This window comes from Megasphaera elsdenii DSM 20460 (assembly GCF_003010495.1).
GTDB classification, from domain to species: Bacteria; Bacillota; Negativicutes; order Veillonellales; family Megasphaeraceae; genus Megasphaera; species Megasphaera elsdenii.
Window position 1 is genome coordinate 2056514 of the sequence record NZ_CP027570.1, and the last position, 22284, is coordinate 2078797.

General features: G+C 55.0%; 20 protein-coding genes. 10 read left to right on the top strand and 10 right to left on the bottom strand.

Annotated elements, in window-relative coordinates; genetic code table 11:
- Positions 1-397: 397 nt before the first annotated feature.
- Both C6362_RS09790 and C6362_RS09795 read right to left on the bottom strand, forming a co-directional pair.
- Positions 398-1312: an IS3 family transposase gene (locus tag C6362_RS09790; protein ID WP_014015019.1), complete on the bottom strand. Its 915-nt coding sequence runs from the start codon at positions 1310-1312 to the stop codon at positions 398-400.
- Positions 1309-1590, bottom strand: a complete 282-nt coding sequence (locus C6362_RS09795; protein WP_014015018.1) for a transposase — start codon at positions 1588-1590, stop codon at positions 1309-1311. Before C6362_RS09795 ends, C6362_RS09790 begins: the two co-directional genes overlap by 4 nt.
- A 147-nt stretch (positions 1591-1737) precedes the next feature.
- Between C6362_RS09795 and rfbD the strand changes: the two genes are divergently transcribed.
- From rfbD to C6362_RS09810, 3 genes are all read left to right on the top strand, one after another.
- Complete coding sequence (gene rfbD / locus C6362_RS09800; protein WP_014016829.1) at positions 1738-2658, top strand: dTDP-4-dehydrorhamnose reductase; 921 nt, start codon at positions 1738-1740, stop codon at positions 2656-2658.
- Positions 2659-3246: 588 nt separating this feature from the next.
- Positions 3247-3855 carry a dTDP-4-dehydrorhamnose 3,5-epimerase gene (gene rfbC, locus C6362_RS09805; protein WP_014016828.1) on the top strand — a complete coding sequence of 203 codons (609 nt, stop codon included), beginning with the start codon at positions 3247-3249 and terminating at the stop codon, positions 3853-3855.
- Between the two features lie 25 nt (positions 3856-3880).
- Positions 3881-4789 carry an HAD family hydrolase gene (locus C6362_RS09810; RefSeq protein WP_014016827.1) on the top strand — a complete coding sequence of 303 codons (909 nt, stop codon included), beginning with the start codon at positions 3881-3883 and terminating at the stop codon, positions 4787-4789.
- Between the two features lie 138 nt (positions 4790-4927).
- On the opposite strand, the gene C6362_RS09815 is transcribed toward C6362_RS09810, so the two are convergent.
- On the bottom strand, positions 4928-5797 hold the full coding sequence (locus tag C6362_RS09815) for a hypothetical protein (protein ID WP_014016826.1): 870 nt from the start codon (positions 5795-5797) through the stop codon (positions 4928-4930).
- Between the two features lie 275 nt (positions 5798-6072).
- Between C6362_RS09815 and C6362_RS09820 the strand changes: the two genes are divergently transcribed.
- The 3 genes from C6362_RS09820 to C6362_RS11930 are packed head-to-tail and all read left to right on the top strand — an operon-like array spanning position 6073 to position 10920.
- Positions 6073-7014, top strand: a complete 942-nt coding sequence (locus C6362_RS09820) for an ESPR domain-containing protein (protein WP_014016825.1) — start codon at positions 6073-6075, stop codon at positions 7012-7014.
- Positions 7011-10214, top strand: a complete 3204-nt coding sequence (locus C6362_RS09825) for a beta strand repeat-containing protein (RefSeq protein WP_014016824.1) — start codon at positions 7011-7013, stop codon at positions 10212-10214. Before C6362_RS09820 ends, C6362_RS09825 begins: the two co-directional genes overlap by 4 nt.
- Positions 10153-10920: a YadA-like family protein gene (locus C6362_RS11930; RefSeq protein ID WP_014016823.1), complete on the top strand. Its 768-nt coding sequence runs from the start codon at positions 10153-10155 to the stop codon at positions 10918-10920. Before C6362_RS09825 ends, C6362_RS11930 begins: the two co-directional genes overlap by 62 nt.
- Positions 10921-10923: 3 nt before the next feature.
- Here the strand turns inward: C6362_RS11930 and C6362_RS09835 are convergent, their stop codons facing one another.
- A complete protein-coding gene (locus tag C6362_RS09835; RefSeq protein WP_014016822.1) occupies positions 10924-11880 on the bottom strand; it encodes a hypothetical protein in 957 nt (318 codons plus the stop codon).
- A gap of 217 nt (positions 11881-12097) precedes the next feature.
- On the opposite strand from C6362_RS09835, the gene C6362_RS09840 reads away from it, so the two are divergent.
- The 4 genes from C6362_RS09840 (at position 12098) to C6362_RS09855 (ending at position 15366) form a co-directional block, all read left to right on the top strand.
- Positions 12098-12658, top strand: coding sequence for a shikimate kinase (locus C6362_RS09840; RefSeq protein WP_014016821.1), 561 nt, complete (start codon positions 12098-12100; stop codon positions 12656-12658).
- A complete protein-coding gene (gene pfkA / locus C6362_RS09845) occupies positions 12655-13617 on the top strand; it encodes a 6-phosphofructokinase (RefSeq protein ID WP_014016820.1) in 963 nt (320 codons plus the stop codon). The genes C6362_RS09840 and pfkA overlap by 4 nt, the downstream gene beginning before the upstream one ends.
- Positions 13618-13994: 377 nt before the next feature.
- On the top strand, positions 13995-14660 hold the full coding sequence (locus C6362_RS09850; RefSeq protein ID WP_014016819.1) for an amino acid ABC transporter permease: 666 nt from the start codon (positions 13995-13997) through the stop codon (positions 14658-14660).
- On the top strand, positions 14647-15366 hold the full coding sequence (locus tag C6362_RS09855; protein ID WP_014016818.1) for an amino acid ABC transporter ATP-binding protein: 720 nt from the start codon (positions 14647-14649) through the stop codon (positions 15364-15366). Before C6362_RS09850 ends, C6362_RS09855 begins: the two co-directional genes overlap by 14 nt.
- 204 nt (positions 15367-15570) lie before the next feature.
- Here the strand turns inward: C6362_RS09855 and hemL are convergent, their stop codons facing one another.
- From hemL to C6362_RS09885, 6 genes are read right to left on the bottom strand one after another with little or no spacing between them, the layout of a single operon-like run.
- Entirely contained in the window at positions 15571-16866 is a 1296-nt protein-coding gene (hemL, locus tag C6362_RS09860) for a glutamate-1-semialdehyde 2,1-aminomutase (RefSeq protein ID WP_014016817.1), read from the bottom strand.
- Positions 16867-16878: 12 nt separating this feature from the next.
- Positions 16879-18147: a glutamyl-tRNA reductase gene (gene hemA / locus C6362_RS09865; protein ID WP_014016816.1), complete on the bottom strand. Its 1269-nt coding sequence runs from the start codon at positions 18145-18147 to the stop codon at positions 16879-16881.
- Positions 18148-18149: 2 nt separating this feature from the next.
- The gene (gene hemB / locus C6362_RS09870; RefSeq protein ID WP_014016815.1) at positions 18150-19139 is read right to left on the bottom strand and encodes a porphobilinogen synthase; all 990 of its coding nucleotides are present in this window, start codon (positions 19137-19139) and stop codon (positions 18150-18152) included.
- The gene (gene cobA / locus C6362_RS09875) at positions 19136-20656 is read right to left on the bottom strand and encodes a uroporphyrinogen-III C-methyltransferase (RefSeq protein WP_014016814.1); all 1521 of its coding nucleotides are present in this window, start codon (positions 20654-20656) and stop codon (positions 19136-19138) included. Before cobA ends, hemB begins: the two co-directional genes overlap by 4 nt.
- A 13-nt stretch (positions 20657-20669) precedes the next feature.
- Entirely contained in the window at positions 20670-21605 is a 936-nt protein-coding gene (gene hemC, locus C6362_RS09880; RefSeq protein WP_014016813.1) for a hydroxymethylbilane synthase, read from the bottom strand.
- Positions 21595-22242: a precorrin-2 dehydrogenase/sirohydrochlorin ferrochelatase family protein gene (locus C6362_RS09885; protein ID WP_014016812.1), complete on the bottom strand. Its 648-nt coding sequence runs from the start codon at positions 22240-22242 to the stop codon at positions 21595-21597. The genes hemC and C6362_RS09885 overlap by 11 nt, the downstream gene beginning before the upstream one ends.
- Positions 22243-22284 lie beyond the last annotated feature (42 nt).

Below are 22284 nucleotides of genomic sequence, written 5' to 3' on the forward strand. Positions count from 1 at the left end.
TTCAGATGCGGCGTTGCCGCGACAATTCATGATTGTATTACGACCATGAATCGTTCGTCATAAATTTTGGCCATGCCTAGGATTCACGCGGGACGCCTTAGCAGGACGTCCCCTACGAAATCGCATGCAGGCGATAAAAAAATTATGCGGCTACAAGCCGCAGCTGTAGGGGCCGTCCCAAAGGGCGGCCCGCTGTGAACAGTTGGAGAGATATCCGGACGGTCAACATGGCACGCAGTATGTTGTTATGCCCCGCTATTCCGAACGGGCGCCCCTACAGTTGTTGGGATTGTCAATTCATAGAAATTGCGTAGAGGCGATGTGAAATGAACGCAGTTTGCAGGCGGTTGGTCCTATGTCAAGATTTCGGACAAATTAAATTGAGGTTTTTCGTTTCTTAGATTCCCAGACGCATATTATGTTTCTGGAAATCAGCATACAGCTTTTCATAGTCATCCGGTGACATGTAGTTGCAATGGCTATGAATGCGTACGGTGTTGTAAAAGGTATTGATGTATTCAAACACCAACAAGTACGCTTGCTGATAATTTTGAATCTTGAAGCGATTGAGCCATTCCCGTTTAATCAGGGAGTGGAAGGATTCGATGCAGGCATTGTCCCATGGATAGCCTTTCTTCGAATAGCTGCGGCGCATTTGGGATGTCTCCCGAATATATGCCTGCGAAACATACTGGCAGCCACGGTCCGAATGGATAACCAACAGCTGTCCGGGTTTCCGGCATTGTTTGGCTTCCTGCAGCATCTTGACGATGCCGGCGACGTCCAGATTACGGGCCAGATTCCAGGCGATGATTTTCCTGGAGAACAAATCCATAATGCTTTCCAAATAGACGAAACCTTCAGCTGTCCAGATATAGGTGATGTCGCTGCACCATACTTGATCCGGTTCTTCAGGATTGAAGCATTCCTGAAGGATATTCACCAGCGCCACGTCAAAGTCACTGTTACGGGTCGTTACGGTGTAATGCTTTACCCAGCAGGCCTGAATGCCCATTTGCCGCATGTATACGCCAACTGTGCGTTCAGAGATACTGTCCCCGTTCTGCTGCATAACTTGGGCAATCTTCGGGGCTCCGTAAATCTGCTTGGAATCGTCGTAGATAGTTTGAATCTTTTTCTTCATCTCCTTGCGGTGCTGGGCCTGTTTCGATGGTTTGCGCGCCGCCCAGTCATAATATCCTGAAGAAGAAACGTCGAGTTCAGAAAGCACTCCGGACACCGAAAAACGACGTTCTGCCTGATGGGCATTTTCGGCTTCTTCCTGGACACTGCGATAGATGGCAATGGTCATTTGTCCAGAATGCTGATAGCTTTTTTTAGGACATTCAACGCATCCTTCGCATCCCGCAGTTCACGCTGCAGACGGGCGATTTCCTTAGCTTCATCCGAAGCATAGTTGCCGGAACCACGATAAGGCATTTCGCCATTGTCCTTCAGCTGCTTTTGCCAACGGGACAAGGTTTGTGGAGCAATACCTAGATTCGTAGCACAGCCAACCAAGCCGAGTTCCCGATGTTCATGATAATATTTAACTGCGTTGATTTTGAATTCTTTGTTGAATTTTGCCATACTGAGGCCTCCTTAGTTAATCCTATTGTACCACCATTAGGAACCTCAGTTTGACTTGTCCTATTTATATGCTAACACCAGGTCTGTGGTCTGCGTTTACCTGATAACGATGGTGTAATAAGAAAGTATGAAAGGGGAATCCATCCTATGAAAATCTTTGTAACGGGTGTGAATGGCCAGTTGGGTCATGATGTGATGAATGAATTGATTCGCCGCGGTCATATAGCGGTGGGCAGTGGTTCGAAGGCGGTGTACAGTGGTATGGCTGATGGGACGGCAGTGACGACGGCGCCGTATGTGTCTTTGGATATTACCGATGCTGATGCCGTACGGCGGGTCATTACGGACGTGCAGCCCGATGCGGTCATTCACTGTGCGGCTTGGACGGCTGTCGATTTGGCCGAAGGTGATGACAAAGTGGCTCAGGTCCGGGCCGTCAATGCCGGCGGGACACAGCATATTGCCGATGTCTGCAAAGAACTGGACTGCAAGATGCTCTATCTCAGTACGGATTATGTGTTCAACGGTCAGGGAACGGAGCCGTGGCAGCCGGACTGCAAGGATTACCAGCCTCTCAATGTCTATGGTCAGACGAAGCTCGAAGGTGAACTGGCTGTGTCGCAGACGCTGGAAAAATATTTCATCGTCCGTATCGCCTGGGTATTCGGTCAGAATGGCAAGAATTTCGTTAAGACCATGCTCAATGTCGGCAAGACGCACGATACGGTTCGCGTCGTCAATGACCAGATTGGCACGCCGACGTATACCTTTGATTTGGCCCGGCTGCTGGTGGATATGATTGAAACTGAAAAATACGGCTATTACCATGCGACCAACGAAGGCGGCTACATTTCCTGGTACGACTTTACCTGTGAAATCTATCGCCAGGCCGGCTACAAGACAAAAGTCCTTCCTGTCACGACGGAAGAATACGGCCTGTCCAAAGCCAAACGGCCCTTCAATTCCCGCTTGGATAAAAGCAAACTCGCCGCCAATGGCTTCCGGCCGCTGCCTGACTGGAAAGATGCCTTGAAGCGGTATTTGGAAAATTTAGTGTCTCGTGGCTAGTGGTTCGTGGCTCGTTATGGACTCAGATGCCGCTATGCGGCGATGGATTCAAAGTGACAACGACGCTTCGGGATAACCCTCAGCGCGTAGCGGGCCGCCAGCCTCTGCTGTCCGTTTTGGCAGCCGTCCTGCGCCTCCCGTTGGTCGTCACTTGACGGGCCAAAAAGGCTTACAGGACGTCCCCTACGGATGCCGTTGCGCGGCAACATTTCATAATTGTATTACGACCGTGTGCTACTCGTCATAAATTCTGGCCATGCCCAGGATTCACGCGGGACGCCTTATCAGGACGTCCCCTACGAAATCGCATGCAGGCGATAAAAAAATTATGCGGCTGCAAGTCGCAGCTGTAGGGGCCGTCCCAAAGGGCGGCCCGCTGTGAACAGGTGGAAATTATGCCTCGTTCTTCCGAACGGGCGCCCCACGTGGTCGCCCATACAGTTGTTGGGGACTGTCAATTCCCAGGAGTCGTGGCGGGCCGCCTGCGGTCCTGTGGACCGTAAAAAAATACAAGACTCCGATTTGCGGCTTGCGTTTAACTAAATATGTTATAATAAAGGAAACATGCATGAAGGGAGATAACTATTAATGGGTCAGATACAGGTTGAAAAGAATGTAGGCGGTATTGATGGGCTTTGTGTCATTATGCCGACGGTCCATGGTGATGGTCGTGGATATTTCATGGAAACGTATAATCAGAAGGATATGGAAGAAGCGGGATTCCATATCAATTTTGTTCAGGATAATCAGAGCATGAGCACCAAAGGTGTGCTTCGGGGACTCCATTTCCAGAAGCATTTCCCTCAATGCAAACTCGTCCGTGCCGTCCGCGGCAGTGTTTTTGACGTGGCTGTCGATTTGCGCCGTGATTCCAAGACGTATGGCAAGTGGTATGGCGTCGAATTGACGGAAGAAAACAAGAAGCAGTTCCTCATTCCGGAAGGCTTTGCCCATGGCTTCCTGGTCCTCAGCGACGTAGCGGAATTTTGTTATAAGGTCAACGACTTCTGGCATCCCAATGACGAAGGCGGCATGGCCTGGAATGATCCGGAAATCGGTATCCAGTGGCCTCAGCTCGTGGGTGAATATAAAGGTTCGCCCAGTGCCGCCGGTTATCATCTCGAAGACGGGACACCGTTGAACCTGAGCGATAAAGACCAGCAGTGGTTGGGGTTGAAAGATACCTTTTCCTTCTGAGTGCCTGAAAGCGGGGGTGGGCTTTATGCAGAACATCATTGCTGTGATTTGGGATTTCGATAAGACGTTGATCGATGGGAATATGCAGGACCCTATTTTTGAGGAATATCATATCGATAAGGCCAAATTTTGGCAGCATGTCAATGCCTTGCCGGCGCGCTATGCCAAGGAAGGCGTCAAGGTCAATGCGGACACGATTTACTTGAATCAGTTCATCAAGGACGCACAGAATGGGATTTTCAAAGGCCTCAATAATGAAAAGCTGAAAACTTTTGGCCAGAAACAGAAGTATTATCACGGTGTCCCGGAAATCTTCAAGAATCTCCAGCGCGTCGTCGAAGAGAATCCTAAGTACCGCGAGTACAACATCAAGGTAGAGCATTACATCGTCAGTACCGGTATGTCGGCTATCATCAAAGGGTCGGCGGTCATGCCTTATGTCGAAGCTATCTGGGGCTGTGACCTCATTGAAGGGCTTGATGGAGAAAAGCATAAGATCATCGGCGAAGTGGGCTACACTATCGACAATACGACCAAGACGCGGGCGCTGTTTGAAATCAATAAGGGCGTGCCCCAGCATCCGGAAATCGACGTTAACGCCAAGATGTCCGATGCTCTGCGGCGCGTCGCTTTTCCCAATATGATTTATATTGCCGACGGGCCGAGCGATGTGCCGGCCTTTTCGGTAGTCAAAAAATTCGGCGGATCGACCTTCGCCATTTATCCCAAGGGCAACAGTAAGGCCTTCTGCCAAGTCGAACAACTGCGGGAAGATGGCCGCATCGATATGTATGCTGAAGCCGATTACCGCGAGGGTACAACGGCTTATATGTGGCTGACCCACAAAGTCGACGAAATCGCCGAACGCATCTACAAAACAGAAAAAGAAAGCCTGGAAGGAGCCGTCTCGGCTGCTCCTAGACATTTGGTGTGAGTTTTTGCTTTATAGTTTGTAGTACAGAGTCTGTAGTTTACAGAAGATGACTTTTAAATTTAACACCATCTACTAACCACTAACTGCTAGCCACTAACCACTTAAAAGGGCTTGTCGCATGTGCGACAAGCCCTTTTATCATCTCCGCGGCGGTGGCCGATGGCCATGGTGCGGCGGGGGTGGACGGTGCCAGCCCCAATCACGGTAAAAAGGGCCGCCCCAGTTCCAATAGGTGTCCATATACAGTTGGGTCAGGTAGGCGTTGTAGGCCATGCGTTCCAGGTCGGCCTGGGTGACGACGGAGATGCGGCGCGATGCCGTTTCTTTGATGTCGCCGACGGTGACGTCTGCCAAGATGTCGACTTGGCCTGTTTTGACGGGGATGATGCTGTTGTCTTCGCCGATTTTGGCAATCGATTCATTGAGACTCTTGGCATTCAGCGTGTAAGGGACCCCGCCTGGCGTCTGCAAGGCGACGATGCCTTTGCTGCCCAGGGCCAGGTAGCGCGGATAGATAATGACGCGGCTCTTTTTCATCATTTTTTCGGCGCTGCCATAGATCAAGCCTTCATGGGGAGCGTCCATGCGCCAGACGGAACTCTTGTCTTTGGCGACCAGGTAGTCCCCGATTTGTTCCGTTGTCTTTTCGTCATATGCCCGGACGCGGCGGAAATACTTGTCCGTCAGGTCTTTGTCGACGCGGAAATAATAAGGCCTGGTTTTCGCATCCAGCCCGGTCCGTTGGGAATCAATGGTCTGGAGCAAGGTCGTCACGTCTTTATAGGTCGAGCCTTTGGTCAGGTAGTATTTGTCGATGATCTTGCCCGTATGGCCGGCCAAAGGGTCCGTCGGTACACTGGCCTTGGCTGTATCAGCCGGATTAGCGGCCTGGACCTGTGCGGCTGGCTCGGCTGGAACCGTTTTGGCAGCTTCGTCGGCAGCCAGTCCGGACAAGGTCGTGCAAGTGCAGAACAAGGCGGCCAGGATAGCCTGTTTCCAAATGTTCACGATAACACCTCCTTCTTCATTTTACTATAGCGCGTCGCCGAGGCAACCGTCAATATACCGTGAAAAATTGCACGAGAAATGGACAGACCTGTCTTATTTTACAAACGTATGGCGGGTTTATTGAAAAATACTTATCAGAGGCATATAATAAATAGTATATACAATTTGTATATAAAAATGCCATATTTTGTCACTATTATACGAATATATTTGATGAAATAGACTGAATTGCTTGAACTCATTGTGACATCATAAGGCGTGCAGGAGGTTTTATCATGAACAAGACGTATAAAGTCATTTACAACCGGACGCGATGCATGTATCAAGTCGTATCCGAACTTGCCAAAGGCCGTACCAAATCAGAAACCCCAGAAATGCTGAAAACCGTTTTCAGCAAACACGGGAGTCTGGCCCGAGGCATCGTGATGACCGTCTTGTCCATGAGCCTGGCTATGCCCGTGGGGGTGGCCGTGCAGGCAGAAGAGGGAAGTGGGAATACGGGGAGTGGGGATACTACCTATATCTCTGATACCAATACAGAAGTCCAGAATATCCAGGCTCTGGACAAGCAGGTAGTCAAGAATGCACAGGATATTGCTGCCAATAAAACCACGACAACTACCAATACAAACAATATTACTGCGAATAAGACGGCAATAGACAAAAACACTGCAAGCATTGCCACGAATACGAGCAATATTGCCGCTAATACAGGGGCCATCAGCAATGAAACCACAGCTCGGACTAAGGCTATCAGTGACTTGGAAACCAAACTGACTACTGGCGACAACAGCCTAGCTTCCAAGGCCAATGTGGATGCGTCCAACATCGGTACGAAAATTGATACTTCCAGTGAAACCACCGATGAAGCCAAAAAGAAAAAGCAGGAAGACAATGCCAAACTCTGGGGTGAAGCCCTGGGTATTGGGACCATTGCTGATGGAAACGAAGAACTGCTCACTGGCGGAACCTTGTATACGGAACTGCGGCCTCCTGAAAACGGTTTCTATATTTATAACGGGCAATCCACTGCCTACAATCTGCTGGCTTTGGATTCAGCCGTCAATGCCCTGGGTGTGGAAAAAATAACGGACAACAGCGGGAATATCACCTATGTGTCCAATCTGTACAAGTATTTCAAAGCCAATACAACGCCGTCGATGCAACAAAGCAGTCGACACCCGTATCCAATCTCCAGATCCTCGGCAACGATGTGACAGCTACTCTCGGCAATTCCGTCTATCTCGGCACAAAATCTTCCGCCACGGCGTCTAAGTCGGCAACGGCGGAAGCCATCCAGTTGGCCCAAGACCAGGGCGATACAGAAGCACTTGCTTCGGATGAATACAAGAACGCTGCCACAGACGAAGCCAAAAATGCCATCAAGCAGAAATATGAAGCCAAGTATATCCATGCGGCCAATATCGCGGCAATGGACAAGGACGGTATCTCTGCCGGCGTGACCAACTACGACACAGATTACACCTATGGCAATGATAGTAGCTACAACTATGCGGGCAGTCAGGCTGATGGTATTGTTACAGTAGGCGGTAAAGACGCTACCCGCCGCATCCAGAACGTATCTGCTGGTCTTGTCGGTCCTACGAGCACCGACGCCGTCAACGGCTCCCAACTCTATGCCCTCACCCGGCAGATCCGTTTTGGCGGCGACAATTCCAGCTTCGGTACCACTGCGGCAGACGATCAGAACGTCGTGGCCCGTGGCTCCAACGAGGCTATTTCCATCACCGGCGGCAGCGATGCTGTCACTTCGTCCAACGTCGATGGCAAGACCACCAACACGGTGGATACTGCCAAGCTCACCGGCAATAACATTGCTGTTGTTGCAGATGCGGACAAGAATGCCCTCCATGTACAGCTGGCCAGCAACCTCAAGGACCTGAACACCGCTCAGTTGGGCTCTGGCAGTGGGGAAAGCTATAAAGAAACCATCAAGCTCGACGGCACAGGGACCAACGGCGGCCAGATGACATTGGCTGGTGCTGATGGAACCGTAAAGACTACCCTGGATACCACAGGCCTTACGATTGCCAATGGCCCGAAATTTACCAGCAGCGGCATTGATGCAGCCAGCCAGAAAATCCATAATGTGACGGCAGGTACGGATGATGCAGATGCGGTTAATGTTAAGCAGCTGCAGTCTGCCCGTACATTGCTGACCCAGGGCACGAATATCACTTTGGCTGATACAGATGCTGATGGACACCATACCTATACGGGGAATGTGGACAATCTGGCAGTGAAAGCCAACAAAGAAGCTGCGAAATCGGTGACGCTGAAAAACGGCCTGACCTTCAATGACGGCACTAATACAACTGCTTCTGTAGAAGAGAGCGGTGCTGTTTCCTACAACCTGAATCAGGAGATTTCCCTGAAGAAAGTCACTACCGGCAATAGCACACTGGATACAGAGGGTCTCACCATTTCCGGCGGGCCGAAGATTGCCGCCAGCGGTATCGACGCGGGAAACAGGGTCATCAGTGGTGTTGCCAATGGCAGTAACGATACGGATGCGGTCAATGTATCGCAGCTCAAAGCCATTCAGTCCGATGTGAACGCAGGTTGGACAATCAAAGGCAAAGATCCGGCGAATGCAGATGTAAACGCCAATATCGGTAAGGGAAAGACCGTGACCTATGATAACGGCAACTATATCAAGTCTGTAGTCACGAAGGATGACAGCACTAGCAATGCCACGGTGAAGGTGGATGTGACCACCGGCACATTTGGTTCTGGTACCGGTGATAAGGCTGGTACGGTTACTTCCACAGCCAATGGACTGGCAACGACCCAGGATGTAGCGAATGCTATCAACAGCGCATCTATCAATGTAGTGGCTGATAATACATCGGGTAGTAAGAAAGCAGTGAAAGCAGGAAATACTGTTCACTTTGCCAATGATGGAAATCTGACTTTGGTTCAGGGGGATAATACGTCAGGCGAAGCAACTTTCACTTACGGCCTGAAACAAGAAATCAGTATCTCTAAAGTCACGACATCCGATACGACGAAAGGCTCTACGGTTCAGACGGCAGAAGGCATTACGACCACGGATGTAGCGGGCAATACCTATATTCAGAATGGACAGGGCATTACCTTGACACCGAAGACTCCAGAAGACGGCAAGACAGCTGTTATCTTGTCTAATAAGGGGCTGAGTAATGGTGGTAACGTCATCAGTGGTGTTGGTGCTGGTACAGCTGATACAGATGCTGTCAATGTGGCCCAGCTGAAAGAAGTGAATGACAAGGTGGGCAGCGGTTGGCAGATTGCCGGTAATGACGGACAGAAGGTGGCGGATATCGGCGCCGGCAAGAAGGTGACCTTCAAGTCGAACAGTGCGTATCTGACGACTAGTACAGCAGCTCGTTTAGGTACGGGCGAATCGGATACCGGTGCTGATGTTACCTATAGTCTGAAGACGAAAGCACTTGCGTCGGGTACGAATGGAACAGTCGCTTCTGTTTCTGACGCTGATGATGGCCTTGCCACGGCTAAGAATGTGGCGGAAACCATCAACCAGACTTACTGGACCGCAGCTTCCGGAAAATCCGGCAGCGGTAGCCAGACGGATGAAACGGCCAACGCTGCGGATAAACAGATTTCGGCCGGAGATACGGTAATATTCAATGCCGGAAACAACCTATCCCTTGTCCAGAATGGAGCTTCCTTCACCTATGGTCTGCAGACCGATTTAACCGGAATGAATACCATCCGCTTTGGCGGTACTCTGAATAATGGGAACTGGTCGGGCGGTCTCTTGATTGGCAAGCAGGCAGGTTCTGGTGCCAACACTGCAGACGGTAACTATATTACAGGCCTTTCCAATACAAAATGGGACCGCGCGACCATATCGGAAAACAGCAGTATGGCAGCTACAGAAGGAGAACTTAAACAAGCCATTGAGAATATCACTACGTCGGGTGGTGGTACTGGTGGTTTCGGCTTGCAAGCAGATACTGGGGACTCCATTATGCAGGATCTTCGCAAGACCATCCAAATTAAAGGTGACGGTGAAGGTTCGCAGGATGGCAACATCAAGACATCGAATGAAGGCGGTGTGCTGCGTATCCGACTCAATAAGACGCTGAACTTGTCGGAAGACGGTTCTGTACAAGTCGGATCCAGCAAAATGTCAAACGGTGCTATTCAGCTGGGGGAAGATGCGGATGCGAACAAAATCCTCATGGACAGTGCAAAGGGCATGGCAACAGTCGGTGGCGTGACGATAGATGGCGCAAATAAGACAGTATCCGGCCTGTCCAATACAACATGGGAAGTTGCAAAAGCGACGCAGGATGTTTCCGTGGGCGGTTATAAAGGCTCGACTAAGGTTGCAACAGAAAGTCAGCTGGCAGCGGCTATCTCTGAAGCACAACTACGGCTGCTATCATGACGCCAATGCCGTGGCTATCGGGGCTTATTATCATCCCAATGATACGACCATCTTGTCCATCGGTGGCAGTATGGGCGGCGGTGAAAATATGGTCAACGCCGGTGTCACTTGGAAGATGGGACACAGCGGTCATGAACAACGGGCAGCTCAGCCTGTGGTTACGCATCCGGTCCAGGCGGCTCCTGCCGTGCAGCAGGCCGCTCCGGTCCGTCCGGCGCCTGTTGCTACTCCGGCACCTGTTGTCACTCCGGCTCCTGTCACTACGCCAGTTCCGGTGAAAGCAGTCGTTCCGGCAACGCCGGCTCCGGCTGTGACGACGGCCATGCCAGCCGCTCCGTCTGGCGATACGGCTGCCTTGGCCCAGATCCTGGCACGGCAGACGGCGATCCTGGAAAAACTGGCTCAGAACCAGTCTCAGGCGGCTCGTCCGACAGCGGTAGCACACGGCGACGATATTTTCCCGGATGTCCCAGAAAATCATTGGGCCTATGCTTATGTAGCTAAATTAGAAAAAGCCGGTGCGCTCAAGGGATTCAAGCGTCCGGCTGTGTTGAAGAGTCCTATGATGACGCGTGATGATTTCGCGTCGGTATTGTACACGGCCATGGCCAACGGGGCCACGACCAATCCGGCCTTGAATGGTGACGACAGCCTGAACCGGCTGGCCCAGGAATTTAAGGCGGAATTGAAAGATGTCAAGCCGTAAGGCTTATTCGCCTAGGGCATAGAGTACGTCGGCTGCGACGGCGTTTAGGTTGTAGCGGCTGGTGTAGCACACCAGGGTCCCTTGGGACGCGGCCTGCTGGCAGGCTTTGCGGACCAGGGCGTGGCCCGTGTGGTTGGTATTGATGATGAGCACATCGGCACCTTGCAATTTTTGGATGTCGAAATGTTTGCTTTCCAGAATCATCCAATGAGGGAAGCGCGTGCGGACTTTGTCATGCCACAGGGCGCTGCCGCCAGCCAGACAGACGCGGAATCCTTTGAGGGCCTTTTCCAGGCGCGACGTGTAGTCGTCGGGCAGGGGAAAGGCCCTTTTTTCGACGTCTTCCTGGGGACAGCGCGTTTCCCATTCGCGCAGGGACTGTTCCAGCGTCTGGACGTAGCCGTCGTAATTTTCCTGCAAGGTCTTATAATAGGCCTGGGTCTGGGCCAGTTCGTCGCGGAGACGGGCAGCATCGTCGTCGGCGACGGGCAGCGTGTCGTCGTAGACCAGGCGGATGACACCCAAGGCCAGGGCGATTTGGCCGGCCGTATCCAGAACGCCTGCCAAGGTCAACGCTTCTGCCGTATTCGATGGCATACGGGGCTGAGTCACTGCCATGAGGCCCCGGACTTTGTGGCCTTCGATGGCCGTCGGCCGCGGGAACTGTTCTACCGTAATCGTAGCGGCCTTCACCGTGCCTGATGAATCGGTCCGGCTCAGGTCGTAAACGGATTTGCGCGGCGTGAAGGAGTGCTGCGTCAGGCGGCATGTGCCATCCATGCAGCCCGTCTTGTCCGGGAATTCGATGTACCCGTCTTTTTGCAGTTTGTCCCATAATCGCGCTGTCGGAACGGGCCGCCCTGCCAGGCAGAGCATTTCGCCATATGGCAAGAAACATTCATTGCCGCGGCACGACAGTCCTGTTATTTCATTGATATACATAAGCTGTGTGATTTTCATAATATGATTTCTCCTCGCGTCCATAGAATATGTTTCTATTATACGGCAGGCCTTGGGGCTTGAATAGGGGCGGAAACATCTTGTTATGAAGGGAAATTCACTCCATTTATAGTTCTATGAAGAAAAAGTACAGAATTTTTTGTGTCAAGGAGAAAAAATTATGATAGAATAAGGGGGTACATATGCAGAGTATACTAATAGAGGAGGTGCGCCGATAATGATGAAGCGGAATATCGTTCTCGTCGGCATGATGGGGAGCGGCAAAAGTCATATTGGCCGCAAGCTGGCCCAGCGCCTCGGCTGGCAATTTGTCGATACGGACCGGCGTATTGAACGGGCTGTGGGCATGACCATTGCCGAGTTCTATGCCAGTGCCGGAGAAAAAGTTTTTCGCGAACGGGAAATCAATGTCCTGCAGCAAGTCAGCCGCTATCATGAAGCTGTCATTTCCTTTGGCGGCAACTTTCCCATGAATGTCGGTACTTATCGAATCCTGCATCGTCATGGATTTATCGTCGCTTTATTGTCCGAACCGTTCCGCGTGGAAGAACGGGTCAGCCGTCATATAGGCAAGCGGCCGACTGTCGATTATGAGAATCTTCATGATTTCGTCCACACGATGATGAAACAGTGGGAAGAGGTCTATCCGTACTGCGACTGCGTCATTGATACGACGCGCGGGGGAGCGTCACAGATCGTCGAATCCATTGTCCATAAAATCAACGAAAGGCATGTGCAATTCATTGCCCGGGAAAAGAAGGAGAAGGATGTAAAATGATCAACAAAATCGGAGTATTGACCAGCGGCGGCGACGCTCCTGGTATGAATGCGGCTATCCGCGGGGTTACACGGTATGCCATCCAGAAAGGTCTTACTGTCGAAGGCATCATTCGCGGCTATGAAGGGCTGTTGAGTCATGAAACGCGCCCCTTAGGTCGTCGTGATGTCGGCGCTATCATCCATCGCGGCGGTACGATGCTTCGGACAGCCCGCTGCCTGGAATTCAAAGAAAAAGAAACGCAGAAAAAAGCAGCTGCCTACCTGCGTGAACTGGAAATAGATGCCCTCGTCGTCATCGGCGGCGACGGTTCCATGCGCGGTGCCCAGGCTTTGAGCCGCTGGGGCATCCCGACCATTACCATTCCCGGCACCATCGACAACGATATGATGGGGACGCAGTATACCCTGGGTTTCGATACGGCTGTCAATACGGTTCTGGAATCGGTCAATAAGATTCGTGATACGGCGTTCTCCCATGACCGCGTCGCCGTCATCGAAGTCATGGGCCGTGAAGCCGGATTCATCGCCCTCAATGCCGGCATGGCTTCCGGTGCCGAAGCGGTCCTGGTCCCGGAACATCCTGTCGACTTGGCTGCCCTTTGCCGTCACCTGGAAGAATCGCACCGCATGAAGAAATTGAGCAGTATCGTCATCGTCGCGGAAGGCGCTGCCAAAGGGGCCGATGTCGTCGACTACATCAAAGAACACACCTACCTTTCGCCGAACTTGACCGTCCTCGGCTATGTCCAGCGCGGCGGCGCTCCGTCGGCTTATGACGCCATCATGGCAGGCCGTTTTGCCCAGAAAGCCGTCGACAGCCTGCTGGCTGGCACGTACAACTGTGTCGTCGGCCTCATCGATAACCGCGTCGTAGCGACGCCGTATTCGGAAGCCGAAGCCCTGCGCTATCCCATCGACGAAAATCTGTTGAGCCTGGTCCATCTCTTAGGGAGATAAGGCGCCTGCGGCGCCGTTTGGCGTGCAACGTGATTCGTTTGCCGTGGCTGTGCATAAAGGAAATGCTCCTTGTGCACAGCCTCTTTTTTTGCGAAAGCTCTCACAAATACAGGTTTGGGACACCCACAGGATTCGCGCGGGCCTCCGCTTATGGAGGCCCCTACACCGCGGCCTGCGGCCAGCCGACTGCGTTTGTTTATTACGGCAAACGAACCACGACCCACGGTAAACGACGTGAAAAAGGGGTTATGCATGACGACGGCAGCCTTCGTGCGATAATCCCCTTCAATGCGTTGACATCTTATAAATATGCACGTATAATAGAGTAGCGTATATATTATCATATGTTACAGAGTGTCATTTAGAGGAGTGTTATCATGTCGTTTGATTTTAGTCTGATCTGGAACTCATTGCCCCTGCTGTTAGCCGGTGCCGGTGTTACCATTGAAATCACGGCGATTGCTGTCGGCCTGGGTTTCATTTTCGGCCTGATTACCAGTGTCTGCCGTCTGTCAGGCGTCAAGGTCCTGCAGGTCATTGCCGTCTGCTACGTCAATATTATCCGTGGTACGCCTATGCTGGTCCAGATTTTCCTGATTTATTTTGCCCTGCCCATGGTTATCGGTGAACGTATCAATCCTTTCGTCGCTGCCGTCGCTGCCTGCTCGATCAATAGTGGGGCTTATGTTTCGGAAATTTTCCGCGCTGGGATCCAGTCTGTCGATAAAGGCCAGATGGAAGCCGGCCGGTCCCTGGGCTTATCGTGGATGCAGACCATGCGCTACGTCATCTTGCCCCAGGCTTTCAAACACGTCATCCCGCCGTTAGGCAACGAATTTATTTCCATGACCAAGGAAACGTCCCTGGTTTCGGTCATCGGCTTTGAAGAATTGACCCGCCGCGGCCAGCTCATCATCGCCAAGACCTATGGTTCTTTTGAAATCTGGCTTACGGTTGCTGCCATTTACCTGGTCATGACCTTGACCATTGCCCGTCTTGTAAGCTATTTGGAACGGAGGTTCGCAACGGATGATAGAAATTAAAGGTTTGAAAAAAAGTTTTGGCAAGCACGACGTCCTCAAGGGCATCGACTTGACCATTCAGGATAAAGAAGTCGTCGTCATCATCGGCCCGTCCGGTTCTGGTAAGAGTACGATTCTGCGCTGCATCAATTATCTGGAACAGCCGACGGCTGGGGAAATCATCGTCGACGGTATCAGCATGAGCGATGCCAAGAGCATCAACAATATCCGCAAGGAAGTCGGCATGGTCTTCCAGCGCTTCAATCTCTTCCCGCACATGACGGTCTTGCAGAACATCATCTTGTCGCCTATGAAGACCCGTGGTGAAAGCAAGGAAGAAGCGACGAAGACGGCTATCCAGCTGTTGGAAAAAGTCGGCTTGGCCGATAAGAAAGATGCCTATCCCGAAACCTTGTCCGGCGGCCAGCAGCAGCGTGTGGCCATTGCCCGCGCGTTGGCTATGAAGCCGAAGTTCATGCTTTTCGATGAACCGACATCGGCACTGGACCCGGAAATGGTCCGCGAAGTATTGGACGTCATCAAGGATTTGGCCAAAGACGGCATGTCCATGGCTATCGTTACCCATGAAATGGGCTTTGCCCGGGAAGTCGCCGATCGCGTCCTGTTCATCGATGAAGGGAAAATCCTCGAACAGGGCAAACCGGACGACATCTTCTTCCACCCGAAAGAAGAACGGACGAAACTCTTCCTGTCGAAGATATTGTAAAAAGCGTAAAAAAAGCTGTCGCATAAGCGGCAGCTTTTTTTGTGGTTCGTTTGGCGTGATTCGTTTGCCGAAAATTCGTAGAAATGCAGGCTGAGGCTGTGCACAGGATTCGCTCGGGCGCCCCTACACCGAAAGGGTGTCTGCACAATCTCCAGCAATCCACGGTCTACGACTCACGAACCACGAACCACGGCCCGCAGGGCCTTATCCCCGGGCCGCCCGGAATGCTGTTTCCGCGGCTTTGACGGTGCGTGCGATATCCTCATCGCTGTGGGCGCCGGAGACGAAGTTGGTTTCAAATTGGGACGGTGCCAGGTAGATGCCTTGTTCCAGCATGGACAGGAAGTAGCGGCGGAAGGCGTCCTGGTCGCTGGCTTCGGACGTGGCGTAGTTGGTGACCGGGACGGCGCTGAAGAAGACGCTGAACATGGTGCCGGCCCGATGGACCTGGACGGCAGCACCGGCCTGGGCAGCGGCGTCTTTGAGGCCGTCTGTCAGGATTTTCGTTTTGGCACAGGCTTTTTCGATGTAATCCGGGTCTTCTGTGATGAGGCGCAGCGTTTCCAGTCCGGCTGCCATGGCCAGGGGGTTGCCGCTGAGGGTACCGGCCTGGTAGACCTGGCCGGCCGGCGAGACGCAGTCCATGATGTCTTTACGGCCGCCATAGGCTGCGACGGGCAGGCCGCCGCCAATGATCTTGCCCAGGGTCGTCATGTCCGGGACGATGTGATAGATACTCTGGGCGCCGTGCAGGGCCGTGCGGAAGCCGCACATGACTTCGTCGAAGATGAGGACCGTGCCATGCTTCTGTGTTTCGTCACGCAAGAGCTGTAAATAGCCTTCTTCCGGCAGGACCAGGCCCATGTTGCCGGCAATGGGTTCGACGATGACGGCGGCAATGTCGTCGCCGCAGCGGTCCATGAGTTCCCGGAAGGCGTCGGCATCATTATAGGCGACGGTCAGCGTGTCTTTGGCCGTGCCGGCTGTGACGCCTGGGCTGTCGGGCTGGCCGAAGGTGGCGGCACCGGAACCGGCTTTGACCAGCAGGCTGTCGCCGTGGCCGTGATAGCAGCCGATGAATTTCACGATTTTATCGCGTCCCGTATAGCCGCGGGCGGCGCGGATGGCGCTCATCGTCGCTTCCGTGCCGGAATTGACCATGCGCAGTTTTTCGATGGACGGGTAGATTTCTTTGACCAGTTTGGCCAGCTGCGATTCAATCAGCGTCGGGGCGCCATAGCTCGTGCCGCGCGTGGCCGCTTCCTGCAGGGCCTTGACGACGCGGGGGTGGGCATGGCCGACGATTATGGGACCCCAGGAACCGACGTAGTCGATGTACTGATTGCCGTCGATGTCACAGATGGTACTGCCTTTGGCCCAGGCGATGAACGGCGGCGGACAGCCGATACGGTTATACGAGCGGACCGGGCTGTTGACGCCGCCCGGCATGAGGGTCTGCGCTTCGGCAAAAGCCGCAGCTGATTTTTCTAAATGGAGCATGGGAAGGCCTCCTCATTCTTTGATGTCTAAGTTGAATACATTCCGCAGTTCACGGACGACCCGGTCTTCATCGGGCGTGTTGGCCGCTTCGACGGTGCGCCGCAGGGGAGCGCGCAGGATTTTGCGGACCAGGATGTGGGATAAGTTCTCGACGACGCGGAACTGGTCGTCTGTCAGTTCGGGCAGTTTGTTGCGCGCCCGCTTGACGAAATGGCGCCGCGTCCGTTCGGCCTGCTGGGACAGGCTAAGGACGACGGGGCGGACGGACAGGTATTGATAGCGTTCAATCATGGTGTCCACGGCTTCGTCGACGATATAGCTGGCGGCAATGGCTTCGCGCTGACGCGTCGCTTCGTTATCGTGGACGACTTCCTGCAGGTCGTCGATGTTATATAAGGTCACGCCGGGAATCTGGGTGATTGCCGGGTCGGCGTCGCGCGGGACGGCGATGTCGATGATCAGCAGGGGCCGCCCTTGGCGCAGTTCCTGGAAACGCTGCAGCCGCGGGACGGTGATGACATAGTGCGGTGCGCCAGTCGAGGCGATGATGATGTCGACATCGGAAACGACGGACTGGACTTCTTTATAGTGGACGGCCTGGCCGCCGACGTCCGCCGCCAGTTCCTGGGCCCGATCCAGATGGCGGTTGACGATGTACAGTTTCCCGGCACCTTTGCCTAAGAAATTCTGGGCTGTCAGGCGGGCCATCTGGCCGGCGCCGTAGAGCAGGAGGTTCCGGCCAGAGAGGGAGCCCAGGCTTTTTTCGGCCATCTGGACAGCGGTATAGCTGACGGATACGGCATTGTAGGCAATGTGCGTTTCCGTCCGGACCCGTTTGCCTGTGGCGATGGCCTGCTGGAAGAGCATGTTGAGGATGGCACTGGTCGCACCGTTTTCATGGGCCATGACGTAGGCCTGTTTGACCTGACTGAGTATCTGACCTTCGCCGAGGACCAGTGAGTCCAGGCTGGCGGCGACGGTGAACAGGTGGTGGATGCAGGCTTTCCCCGTATAGCTGTAGAAATACGCCGGGTCATAAGCCGGGCGGCCGGCCAGGTCGAGGAAGAAGTCGCGCAGGGCCTGTTCGTTGTCCCGGATGTCGTCGACGACAGCGTAGACTTCGGACCGGTTACATGTCGACAGGACGACGGCTTCGCGCAGGCCGCCGTAATCGTCGAGGTGCTGCAGGCCCTGGTGGATGGCGTCCGGCGTCATAGTGAAGCGTTCCCGGATGGCGACGGGGACGGTCTTATGGTTGAGGCCAAGGATGACGAGGTCCATCGTTAGGCCTCGACTTCGTCGTTCTTCAGCCACTTAGCGACGTCGACGGCGTGGTAGGTGATGATGATGTCCGCACCGGCGCGCTTCATGCTGGTCAATTCTTCCATGACGATGCGCTTTTCGTCGATCCAGCCATTGCGGGCAGCCGCTTTGACCATGGCGTATTCGCCGCTGACGTTGTACGTGGCAATGGGCCGCTGGCAGCGCTGGCGGGCCTGGTAGACGATGTCCAGGTAGGACAGGGCCGGCTTGACCATGATGATGTCGGCGCCTTCTTCCAGGTCGAGGTCGATTTCCTTCATGGCTTCGCGGCCGTTGGCCGGGTCCATCTGATACTGGCGGCGGTCGCCGAAGTGCGGTGCCGAATCGGCGGCGTCGCGGAAGGGACCGTAGAAGCCGGAGGCATATTTGGCGGCATAGGACATGATGATGGTGTTGATGAAGCCTTCTTCATCCAAGGCCTGGCGGATGGAGGCGATGTGGCCGTCCATCATGTCCGACGGGGCGACGATGTCGGCACCGGCTTCGGCCTGACTGACGGCGACTTTGTTGAGCAGTTTCAGCGTGGCGTCGTTATCGACGTAGTGGTCTTTGATCTGGCCGCAGTGACCGTGGTCGGTGTACTGGCAGAGGCAGACGTCACCGACGATGACCATGTCCGGCAGGGCTTTCTTGATGGCCCGGATGGCGCACTGGACCGGGCTTTGCGGGTCCCAGGCGCTGGAACCGATTTCGTCTTTGTAAGCCGGCAGGCCGAAGACTTCGATGGCCCGCAGCCCTAAGGCATAGATGTCTTCGGCCAGGCGGACGGCGTTGTCTACGGACAGGTGATAACAGCCGGGCATGCTGGGGATTTCTTCTTTGACATTCGTGCCGGGGACGACGAAGATAGGGTAAATCAAATCGTTGAGGCATACATGGTTTTCCCGGACCATAGCGCGCAGGGGAGCGGAAAGGCGCAGGCGGCGGGGGCGTAAGGTATTCAATTTCATGACTGTTTGATTCTCCAATCTGTAATACATTCAGCCAGGCCGGCAATGGTGTAGGTCTGGGCTGTCACTATTTTTTTCAGGCCCGCTTCCTGACAGGTACGGGCCGTGATGGGGCCGATGCAGGCGAAGGTGATATCATCCAGGTCGCTGGCCTGGGCCTGGCTCAGGGAGAGGAAACTGCGGACGGCTGACGAGCTGGTGACGGTCACGACGTCGATGGTCTGGCGGGCCAGGAGGTCTTTCAGGACGGCGCCGTTTTCGCTGGCTTCGACGGTGCAATAGGCCTGGCAGACATCGACGACGGCGCCCCAGCGGCGCAGTGTGTCGGGCAGGACCGACCGGGCTTCTTTGGCCCTGGGGATGAGGATGCGTTCTTTGCCGGAAAGGTGCGGCTCCAGGGCGGCGGCCAGGTCTTCGGCACAGTAGGCGCCGGGGACGACGTCAGCCTGGAGGCCGTAAGCTGTCAGGGCCTTGGCCGTGGCACTGCCGATAGCGGCCAGTTTGGCCCGGCCCAGGGCACGGCTGTCGCGGCCGTGATGCTGGAGACGGCGGAAAAAGGCATCGACGCCGTTGGTGCTGGTGAAGATGACCCAGTCGTAATGTTCCAGGTCCGCTATGGCAGTATCCAGCGCCTGGTAGCCGTCTGTCGGCGGCGTGATGCGGATGGTCGGCACTTCCAGGCAGCGGGCACCCAGTTCTTCCAGGCGATGTGTCAGGTCCGGCGCCTGGGCGTGGGTCCGGGTGACGGCGATGGTCAGGCCGAAGAGGGGCTTCGTGTCGAACCACTGCATGGACGGCCGCAGGGCGACGACGTCGCCGACGATGAAGACGGCCGGTGCCTTGAAATGGCAGGCCGCCGCTTTTTCGGCGATATCTCCGACCGTAGCCACCAGCGTTTCCTGGTCGGCCTTGGTGCCCCAGCGGACCAGGGCTGCCGGCGTCGTCGCAGGACGGCCGTGGGCGACGAGCTGCTGGGTGATGGATGGCAGGTTGTGGACGCCCATGAGGAAGACCAGCGTATCGACGGCCGTTGCCAGTTTGTCCCAGTGAATCGATGACTGGCCTTTGGTCGGGTCTTCGTGACCTGTGACGACGGCAAAGGACGAAGCCGCCGTCCGGTCGGTCACGGGGATACCGGCATAGGCCGGGGCGCCGATGGCCGACGTGACGCCTGGGATGATTTCAAAGGGCAGGCCCGCGTCGTGGAGCGCCCGGCTTTCTTCGCCGCCGCGGCCGAAGACGAAGGGGTCGCCGCCTTTGAGACGGACGACAATCTTGCCTTCTTTGGCTTTGGCAATGAGCAGGTCGATGATTTTGTCTTGGGACAAGGTGTGGTCGGCCGCTTTTTTGCCGACATATATTTTTTCCGCTGTTGGCGGAGCAAATTCTAGAAGGCGCGGATCGGCCAGATAGTCGTAGATGACGACATCGGCCCGTTCCAGGACCTCCCGGCCCCGCAGGGTGAGCAGGCGGTAGTCGCCGGGACCGGCGCCAGTGAGATAAACGATACCGTTCATAGAGAGAACCTCCTTAATAGGTCGGGATGATGCCCAAATCAGTGAGGATGCGGCGGCCGCCGTCGTCGAGGAGTGTGCAGGCGGCCTCGTGGCCGATGGCGGCGCTGTCCGCCGCGGAGCCGCGTGTCGTCGTGCGGCAGACCTGGCTGCCGTCGGGAGCGGCGATGATGCTCTGCAGCGTCAGGATGCCGTCCTGGACGGTGCCGTAGACGCCGACCGGGACCTGGCAGCTGCCGTTGATGGCGGCCAGAAAGGTCCGTTCGGCCGTCGTCGCAGCGGCGGTGCCTTCGTCATTGAGGAAGGCCAGGGCCTGTTTCAACGATTCGTCGTCTGCGCGGGTTTCGATGGCCAGGGCGCCCTGGCCGACGGCGGGAATCATCGTATCGACGGGCAGGAGCTGTGTGATGCGGTCGGCCCGGCCCAGGCGCTGCAGACCGGCTTCGGCCAGGATGATGGCGTCGTATTGGCCGTCGTCGAGCTTCTTCAGGCGCGTGTCGACGTTGCCCCGCAGATCGGCGACGAACAGGTCAGGCCGGGTGTGGAGGAGCTGGGCCTTGCGGCGCAGGCTCGACGTGCCGATACGGGCACCGGCCGGCAGGGCTTCCAGGGACGCATAGGTATTGGAAACGAAGGCGTCGTGGACATGGTGGCGGGCCGTAATGGCTGCCAGGCAGAGGCCGTCCGGGACGTCCGCCGGCAGGTCCTTCAGACTGTGGACGGCCAGGTCGATGGTGCCGTCCAGGAGGCGTTGTTCCAGTTCTGTCGTGAACAGACCTTTGCCGCCGATGCGGGCCAAAGGGACATCGAGGATTTTGTCGCCTTGCGTGACGATGTGCTGGAGCTGGACGGTCAGTTCCGGGTCGTGCCGGCGCAGGGCTTCGGCGACGTAGTTGGCCTGCCACAGGGCCAGCTGGCTGCGCCGCGTACCGATAGTCAGATTACGTTTCATGGTTTTTCCTTTCCCAGGCGGCCAGCCGCTTCCGGAGGAGGGAGCTGGCGGCGTCGATTTCGTTGTTTTCTACCAGGTCCATGACGTCATCGGTCAGGGCCTGGCGCCAGAAGGCCTGGCGGTCCCGGCTGGTCGCGAGGAGGGCCTGGCCCTCTTTGCGGATAGCGGCCAGTTCAGCCATCCAGCGGCCATAGCGTTCGTCGAAGTGCTGTTCCAAGTGCTTCCGGAGCCAGCGCGAAAAGGCCGGCGCCTTGCCGTTGGTGGAGATGGTGAGCTGCAGGTCGCCCTGGCGGACGATGGAGGGCAGGGTGAAGTTGCACAGGTCCGGGACGTCACAGACATTGAGCAGTTTCCCCTGGGCTTTGGCAGCAGCTGAAACGGCTTGGCTGACGGCCTCGTCATCGGTGGCGCAGATGATGAGGAAGAAGGTGGTTTCATCGCCAGGCTGATAGGTCCGCCTTTGCCAGGACAGTTGATGTTCTTCGGCCAGAATCTGCAAAGCTGGTGTCAAGGCCGGTGCAATGACCGTTACGACGGCCCCTTCATCGAGGAGACGCCGGACCTTGCGTTCGGCGACGCTGCCGCCGCCGAGGACCAGACAGGCCTGACCGGTAAGATCGAGGTTAATAGGATACATAAACGGAACTCCCTTTCAAAGTTGTACGCCTTCTATTATACC

Bases quoted from the DNA above. Each gene is read 5' to 3' on its own strand.
- C6362_RS09810 (WP_014016827.1), top strand. From the start codon at position 3,881: ATGCAGAACATCATTGCTGTGATTTGGGATTTCGATAAGACGTTGATC.
- C6362_RS09840 (WP_014016821.1), top strand. From the start codon at position 12,098: ATGATGAAGCGGAATATCGTTCTCGTCGGCATGATGGGGAGCGGCAAA.
- hemC (WP_014016813.1), bottom strand. From the start codon at position 21,605: ATGAAACGTAATCTGACTATCGGTACGCGGCGCAGCCAGCTGGCCCTG.
- C6362_RS09820 (WP_014016825.1), top strand. From the start codon at position 6,073: ATGAACAAGACGTATAAAGTCATTTACAACCGGACGCGATGCATGTAT.
- C6362_RS09855 (WP_014016818.1), top strand. From the start codon at position 14,647: ATGATAGAAATTAAAGGTTTGAAAAAAAGTTTTGGCAAGCACGACGTC.
- C6362_RS09795 (WP_014015018.1), bottom strand. From the start codon at position 1,590: ATGGCAAAATTCAACAAAGAATTCAAAATCAACGCAGTTAAATATTAT.
- pfkA (WP_014016820.1), top strand. From the start codon at position 12,655: ATGATCAACAAAATCGGAGTATTGACCAGCGGCGGCGACGCTCCTGGT.
- rfbC (WP_014016828.1), top strand. From the start codon at position 3,247: ATGGGTCAGATACAGGTTGAAAAGAATGTAGGCGGTATTGATGGGCTT.
- hemA (WP_014016816.1), bottom strand. From the start codon at position 18,147: ATGGACCTCGTCATCCTTGGCCTCAACCATAAGACCGTCCCCGTCGCC.
- hemB (WP_014016815.1), bottom strand. From the start codon at position 19,139: ATGAAATTGAATACCTTACGCCCCCGCCGCCTGCGCCTTTCCGCTCCC.
- C6362_RS09850 (WP_014016819.1), top strand. From the start codon at position 13,995: ATGTCGTTTGATTTTAGTCTGATCTGGAACTCATTGCCCCTGCTGTTA.
- hemL (WP_014016817.1), bottom strand. From the start codon at position 16,866: ATGCTCCATTTAGAAAAATCAGCTGCGGCTTTTGCCGAAGCGCAGACC.
- rfbD (WP_014016829.1), top strand. From the start codon at position 1,738: ATGAAAATCTTTGTAACGGGTGTGAATGGCCAGTTGGGTCATGATGTG.
- cobA (WP_014016814.1), bottom strand. From the start codon at position 20,656: ATGAACGGTATCGTTTATCTCACTGGCGCCGGTCCCGGCGACTACCGC.
- C6362_RS09885 (WP_014016812.1), bottom strand. From the start codon at position 22,242: ATGTATCCTATTAACCTCGATCTTACCGGTCAGGCCTGTCTGGTCCTC.
- C6362_RS09790 (WP_014015019.1), bottom strand. From the start codon at position 1,312: ATGACCATTGCCATCTATCGCAGTGTCCAGGAAGAAGCCGAAAATGCC.
- C6362_RS09835 (WP_014016822.1), bottom strand. From the start codon at position 11,880: ATGAAAATCACACAGCTTATGTATATCAATGAAATAACAGGACTGTCG.